The organism is Streptomyces niveiscabiei (genome assembly GCF_001419795.1).
Taxonomy (GTDB): domain Bacteria; phylum Actinomycetota; class Actinomycetes; order Streptomycetales; family Streptomycetaceae; genus Streptomyces; species Streptomyces niveiscabiei.
Window position 1 is genome coordinate 1 of sequence record NZ_LIRL01001147.1, and the last position, 5,952, is coordinate 5,952.

The 5,952-nt window shown below is 72.0% G+C and carries 7 protein-coding genes; 5 read left to right on the top strand and 2 right to left on the bottom strand.

Annotated features, from left to right (window positions below; all coding sequences use genetic code 11):
* The first annotated feature begins 127 nt into the window (after nt 1-127).
* Entirely contained in the window at nt 128-1,087 is a 960-nt protein-coding gene (locus tag AOK24_RS41160; RefSeq protein ID WP_055725011.1) for a nucleoside hydrolase, read from the top strand.
* Nucleotides 1,088-1,385: 298 nt separating this feature from the next.
* Complete coding sequence (locus AOK24_RS49465; RefSeq protein WP_193555501.1) at nt 1,386-2,102, top strand: hypothetical protein; 717 nt, start codon at nt 1,386-1,388, stop codon at nt 2,100-2,102.
* Nucleotides 2,103-2,145: 43 nt separating this feature from the next.
* Here the strand turns inward: AOK24_RS49465 and AOK24_RS41170 are convergent, their stop codons facing one another.
* Nucleotides 2,146-2,937: a TIGR03943 family putative permease subunit gene (locus AOK24_RS41170; RefSeq protein ID WP_055725012.1), complete on the bottom strand. Its 792-nt coding sequence runs from the start codon at nt 2,935-2,937 to the stop codon at nt 2,146-2,148.
* A complete protein-coding gene (locus tag AOK24_RS41175) occupies nt 2,934-3,977 on the bottom strand; it encodes a permease (RefSeq protein ID WP_055725013.1) in 1,044 nt (347 codons plus the stop codon). The genes AOK24_RS41170 and AOK24_RS41175 overlap by 4 nt, the downstream gene beginning before the upstream one ends.
* A gap of 287 nt (nt 3,978-4,264) precedes the next feature.
* Between AOK24_RS41175 and AOK24_RS48990 the strand changes: the two genes are divergently transcribed.
* The 3 genes from AOK24_RS48990 (at nt 4,265) to AOK24_RS41185 (ending at nt 5,746) form a co-directional block, all read left to right on the top strand.
* Complete coding sequence (locus AOK24_RS48990) at nt 4,265-4,411, top strand: hypothetical protein (RefSeq protein ID WP_159052180.1); 147 nt, start codon at nt 4,265-4,267, stop codon at nt 4,409-4,411.
* A 122-nt stretch (nt 4,412-4,533) separates the two neighbouring features.
* Nucleotides 4,534-4,842, top strand: a complete 309-nt coding sequence (locus tag AOK24_RS41180) for a DUF6401 family natural product biosynthesis protein (RefSeq protein WP_055725014.1) — start codon at nt 4,534-4,536, stop codon at nt 4,840-4,842.
* 97 nt (nt 4,843-4,939) lie between these two features.
* The gene (locus AOK24_RS41185; RefSeq protein WP_055725015.1) at nt 4,940-5,746 is read left to right on the top strand and encodes an NPP1 family protein; all 807 of its coding nucleotides are present in this window, start codon (nt 4,940-4,942) and stop codon (nt 5,744-5,746) included.
* Nucleotides 5,747-5,952: the final 206 nt, after the last annotated feature.

Here is a 5,952-nt window from a genome sequence, read left to right on the forward strand (position 1 = left end):
GGCTCGGCCCCGGCGGCCCGGCTCGGCGGTCACCCGTACGGCGTCACTCCCTAAGCCTCGCCGTACTCGCCCGCCGCCTGCCGAGACCGCCCGCAGTCCGACGCTCCCGCCACCCGGAAGGGGTCCCGTGACCAGCCAGCCCATCCCCGTGATCATGGACGTGGACACCGGTGTCGACGACGCCCTGGCCCTGCTGTTCGCCGTCCGGCATCCGGCGATCGACCTGCGGGCGGTGAGCTGTGTCGCCGGGAACACGGATGTGGACGGCGTCGTCCGCAACACCCTGACCGTGCTGGAGCTGGCGGGCGCGCCGGACATCCCGGTCGCCCGGGGAGCGGAGCGCCCGCTGATCGAACCGGCGCGCTCGGCGCAGCACGTGCACGGCGTGGACGGCATGGGCGACCTCGGTCTCACACCCCCTACCCGTACCCCTGTGGAACTGGACGCCGTGTCACTCCTGCGGCGGGAGATCCTCGCGTCCCCGCGCAAGGTGACGCTGGTCCCGACGGCCCCGTTCACCAACATCGCGCTGCTGCTGCGGACGTACCCCGAGGTGACCGCGAACATCGAGCGGATCGTCTTCATGGGCGGCGCGGTGGAGGTCGGGAACGCCACCCCCGTCTCGGAGTTCAACGTCTGGCACGACCCGGAGGCGGCGGCGGTCCTGCTGAGCGCCGGGGTCCCTCTCACGATGTACGGGCTGGACGTCTTCCGGCAGGTCCTGGTCCCCGGGGACGACATCGCCCGGCTGCGGGCGAGCGGGGACCCGGTACTACGTCTGACGGGTGACCTGCTGGCCCACCGCGACCCCGACGCCAGCGGCGACCCCAGCCCCACCGGCTGCCTCGGCGACGCGGGCGCGGTCTGCGCGGTCGCCGACCCCGGGGGCCTCACCACGGCACTCCTCCCGGTCGAGGTCTCCCTCGCACCGGGACCGACCCGGGGCCAGACGGTCGTCGACCGGCGCCCGCGCCCCGGCGAGGCGGAGATCCACGGCCAGGGCCGGGGTGGGGTACTGGTGGACGTAGCTCTGGAGGTTGACGTGGAGCGGTACGTGAAGCTGTACCTGGGGACGCTGGAGGGCTGAGCCCCTTCCGGGGTCCTGTGCCCTGGCCCTGGCCCTGGGGAGGGTGGGCCCTCTCCCTCTCCGGTAGTGCTCCTCTACCTCCGAAGTACGACGCCGGGGCACTACGCCCCGGTGCCGCATCCCGCTCCGGTACTACCCCCGCACACCCACCCGCAGGAACCTCGTCCCCCGGACGGACCGCCACGGTGGTCGGCCTCCGGGCGGGGTGCTGGCGTGGGAGCAGGTGTCCCTGCGTCAGGAGGCGGGTGCGGTGCGTCGAGCCCTGGGTGTGAGCGTGGCGATGGTGTGTGCGGGGGCGATGGCGGGGTGCGCGGCGCTCGGTCTCGAACATCCGGCGGTCGCCCCGCACCCCACGCCGACCATCGCCAAGTCCCCTTCCCCGCAGGCGAGTCCGAAGGCGCCGGGCGTGCTGAGCGAGGCGCAGGCGCGGGCCGCCCTGCTCACCGTCGCCGACCTGGGCGCGCCCTGGACCGCCACGCGGGGCGCGGCGACCTGGCGGGACGGGGTGCTGAAGGCGACCAGTACGGCCCCGGAGTGCGCCCGCTTCCTCGACGCCCTGTACGCGGACGAACTCCTCGGCGCCCCCGCCCGCGCCGCCATCGGCCTCGACGACGCCGACACCGACGCGCAGCTCCGCTTCCAGGTGACCGCCCAGCGCCCCGCCGCCGAGGTGGACCGCGCGCTCGCCTGGCTGAAGACGATCCCCCAGGTGTGCGCCCGCTTCACCGCGACCTCGCCGAAGAACGTCGTCCAGGACGTCATGGTGACCGAGGCACCCCTACCTGAGGTGGGGGACGTACGACAGGGGCTCCATGTCACTCTCACGAGCCACAACGAGGACGGCGAGCCCGCCACCCTCACCCTCGACGTCGCCGCCGTCCGCGCGGGCGACGACGCGTACACCCTGACCAACGGCGGCATGGGCGACGTCGCGAACGAGGCGACCCAGATCGGCGTCCAACTCGGCGCGCTGCGGCTGGCGGACGTGCGGAGGCAGGGGCGGATGCAGGTGTAGGGGCCGGTGCAGCTGTAGGGGCCGGTGCAGATGCGAACGGGCGTCACGGCTTCTCGTACGGGTCCTTCGGCTGCGCGATCCGTACGACGGTGTCGGCCGCCAGCACCGGTGGCCACGCCTCGTCCGACCCCAACTCCCCTTCGGGCAGCCACGTTCCGGTGACCGTCACCCATGTGTCGACGGCCGGTGCGCCGGCGCCCCGGATCTCCACCTTCGAGGTCGTCGCGTCGGCGGCGCAGCAGGTCACCAACAGGCGTGTCAGGTACCAGACTTGGCCCTTGCCCCGGGTGACGAAGCCGGTCATCCGGACGGTACGGCCGGTGAGTGAACGCCCGCTGTCGTAGACCGCCCGCGAGCTGAACGCGGCCACCGTCAGCCCGACGGGGTCTCCGGCGGGCAGCGCGGGAAACGTGCCCACGCCCTGGGCCGCCCGGGCCGCCGCTTCCCGTCCGGCGCTGTAACTCCCCAGCGCCGGGGGCGGGTAAAGGAGGAGGGCGAGAGCGGGGAGGGCCAGCAGCCAGGCCAACCTGGGTCTGTGGCCGGGGAGTTGACCGGGGTGCGGGTCGGCATCGCCCTCGCGGGAGCGGCCGTCGCCATCGTCGCCGTCTCCATCGCCGTGACAAGCATGGCCCTCGCCATCGTCGTACTCGTCCCCCCGCACCCGAGCCAGCGCGCCGGCCGCCACCCCCAACCCCGTAAGCAGCACACCGGAGATGACCAGCCACGGTCTCAACCCGGCCTGGACGTACCGGAGATACAGCTCGCCGAAGAGCGTGATCCGCAGCACCGCCGCTCCTACCAGCGTGAGCAGCACCGCGGGCCCGTACCACCTCACAGCAGCCACCACCCCACGAGGACGCTCGCCCCCACGGCCACGACCCACGTCGCCGACGCGAACCGCATCGCGAACGCGCGGCCGAAGGTCCCTGTCTGCAAGGCGATCAGCTTCAGGTCGACCATTGGTCCGACGACCATGAACGCGAGGCGGGCGGTCGGCGGGAACGCGGAGAGGGAGGCGGCGACGAACGCGTCCGCCTCGCTGCACACGCACAGCACGACCGCGAGCCCGGCGAGGAGGAGTACGGCGAGCCAGGGCGATCCGGTGAACAGGTCCAGCACCGAGCGCGGCACGGCGATGCCGAAGGTGGCCGCCGCTGCCGCGCCGAGGACCAGGAACCCTCCGGCGTGCAGGAAGTCGTGCTGGAGTCCGTCGAGGAACGCCCGCGCCTTGCGGGAACCGGGCGGCGTTATACCCGTAGTACCGGTGATACCCGTAGTACCTGGGGACCAGCGCCTCGGCAGCCGCAGCCACTCCTCCTTCCCGAACCGCGCCCACAGCCACCCCATGACGAGAGCCGCCCCGAGGGACGCGGTCAGGCGGGCCAGGACCATGGCCGGCTGCCCGGGGAACGCGATCGAAGTGGCCACCAGGACAACGGGGTTGACGGCCGGCGCGGACAGCAGGAACGCCAGCGCGGCGGCCGGTGCGACCCCGCGCCGCATCAGGCTCGCGGCCACCGGTACGGACGCGCACTCGCACCCCGGAAGTACTACCCCGGTCATACCCGCGACCGGTACGGCGAGCGTGGGGTTCGCCGGCAGGAGCCGCTTGAGCAGCGTCTCCGGCACGAACGCGGCGATGGCCGCCGACACGGCCGTACCGAGGAGGAGGAAGGGCACCGCCTGCACGACGACGGCGGTGAAGACGGTCCACCAGGCGGCGACGGCCGGGGTGTACAGGTCGAGCGCGAGCGCCGGGCCGAGGACGGAGGCGACGGTGCCGATCGCGACGAGCGCCGCCCCGCCGACGACGGCGTACACCGCCACCCGCGCCGCGAGCCGTACCCCGTCGAGGGCGGTCCGTTGGTTCTCCATGACCCGAGGGACGCTAACGGCGACGCCCGTGCGCCGCCCCGGATTCCCGGGAGGACGAGCTGTGACGGCGGCGATCTGCTAACGCGCCCGCCCGCGCTCGCGCCCGTACGGGAACGCCCTTCGCACACCGTGCAGAAACCGCTTGCACAACTCCCTCTCGACCCCCTTGCCCTCCTCCCCGTACACCCCTAGGTTGGTCGACACCCCGAACGCCGCGTGACACCCCGAACACGCACGTCGAACAGCGCCTCCGCCCGCTGCGACCACCACCTCCTGCGAGGTTCTCCGTGCCCCGAACCACCACCGTCACCCGCGGCCTCGCCGCCGCGCTCATCGCCGTGACCGCCCTGGTCCTCGCGTCGACCACGGGGCATACGGGGGCCGGCGAGGAGCGCCCCGCCGCACGGACCGCGGACCAGTTGACGGGCCACTGAGGGGCGCGGCCCCGGGCAGAGCCGGGCCGCGCGAGCCGGGTGGCTGACGGCGTGAGCCGGGTGGCGGGAATCACGCCCGCTAGCCCTCTGGTATTAGCCGTCTACACCCTTACCGTGGAGAAATGTCCCCTCTGGCCCGAATCAGCAGCTCGTACGCCCCGCGCCTCGCGGAGTTCGCGTTCGAGCCCGGTTTCGTGGCCGAGGTCGACCAACACGTCGCGGAGCTGCGCGACCGGCTGGCGGCGAACCACGCGGGCCTGATCCCCCGCCCGCCGCACCGCGAGGACCTGTCCGACTACGCCCTGGGCTTCCTGGACGCCCTCGACGAGCTCGACTGGCGCGAACCGGTGGGCTACGACTACGCGGTGTGCCGGCTGACCGCGATCACATGGCTGGTTCACCAGCACGACCTGGTTGTGGAAAAACCGTAAGGATCAGTTCACAGAAAGCGCTTGTAGTCTCAACTTCTGTGCTGTCAGGGTCACTTCAGCATCGCTGAACCACCCCCGAGCACATGGAGACCCGCACGTGTTCCAGGAGTACAAGCGTCTCGCCAAGGCCGCGTTCGTCGCCGCGGCCACCACGTCCCTCGCCGTCGGCCTCACCGCCGGAACGGCCTCGGCCGCCCCCAACTTGTCGAATCTGCCCGAGAGTTCGACGCCGTTCCAGAGAACCTTCCAGCCGTACTTCGACTACGACTCGGACGGCTGCCTCCCCGCGGCGGCGATCGACATGTGGGGCAACCTCAACGGCGGCCTGAACCCCAGCGGTTCGATCGGCGGCGGCTGCCGCACGGACCACCTCGGCAACGCGAACACCTACGCGCGCGCCAAGTGCAACAACGGCTGGTGCGCGATCATCTACACCCTGTACTTCGAGAAGGACCAGGCCGACCCGACCGGCATCTCGGGGCTCGGCCACCGCCACGACTGGGAGTGCGTGGTGGTCTGGGTGAAGCAGGGCGCTGCGCAGCCGTCGTACATCTCCGCCTCGCGGCACGGCGGGTTCGACACGATCCCCGTGAACCAGGCGCCGATGGACGGCGTCCACGCGAAGATCGTCTACCACAAGGACGGCCCCTCCACCCACGCCTTCCGCTTCGCCAAGTCCGGTGAGACGCCCGAGGCTTGGCCCGACGGCGGCTGGGACCACCCGGCGCTGGTCAGCTGGGACCACTACCCGGCGAGCAAGGACCCCTCGAAGAACCTCCAGACCATCATGAACAACTCCGACTGGGGCAACGCCAACTTCCCCCTCCAGGACAGCAAGTTCAACAACACCCTGAACAAGGGCAAGCCGAGCGGGATCGCCTTCGACCCGTACGGCGCCGGCTGAGCACAGCGCCGAGGGCCGGACGGTACCGGTACTACCCGGGTAGTACTCAGGTACGGTCCGGCCCTCGGCCGTCTCACATGTCCAGGTCGGTGCGCTCCCGCACCGGCTGGTTGCTCATCGCGTCCTGCCGGCCGGCCTGGTAGGCGGTGACGCTGTCCCGCGCCCGCGTCGTCTCACGCTCGGCGGTCGCCAGGAGCCGCTCCATC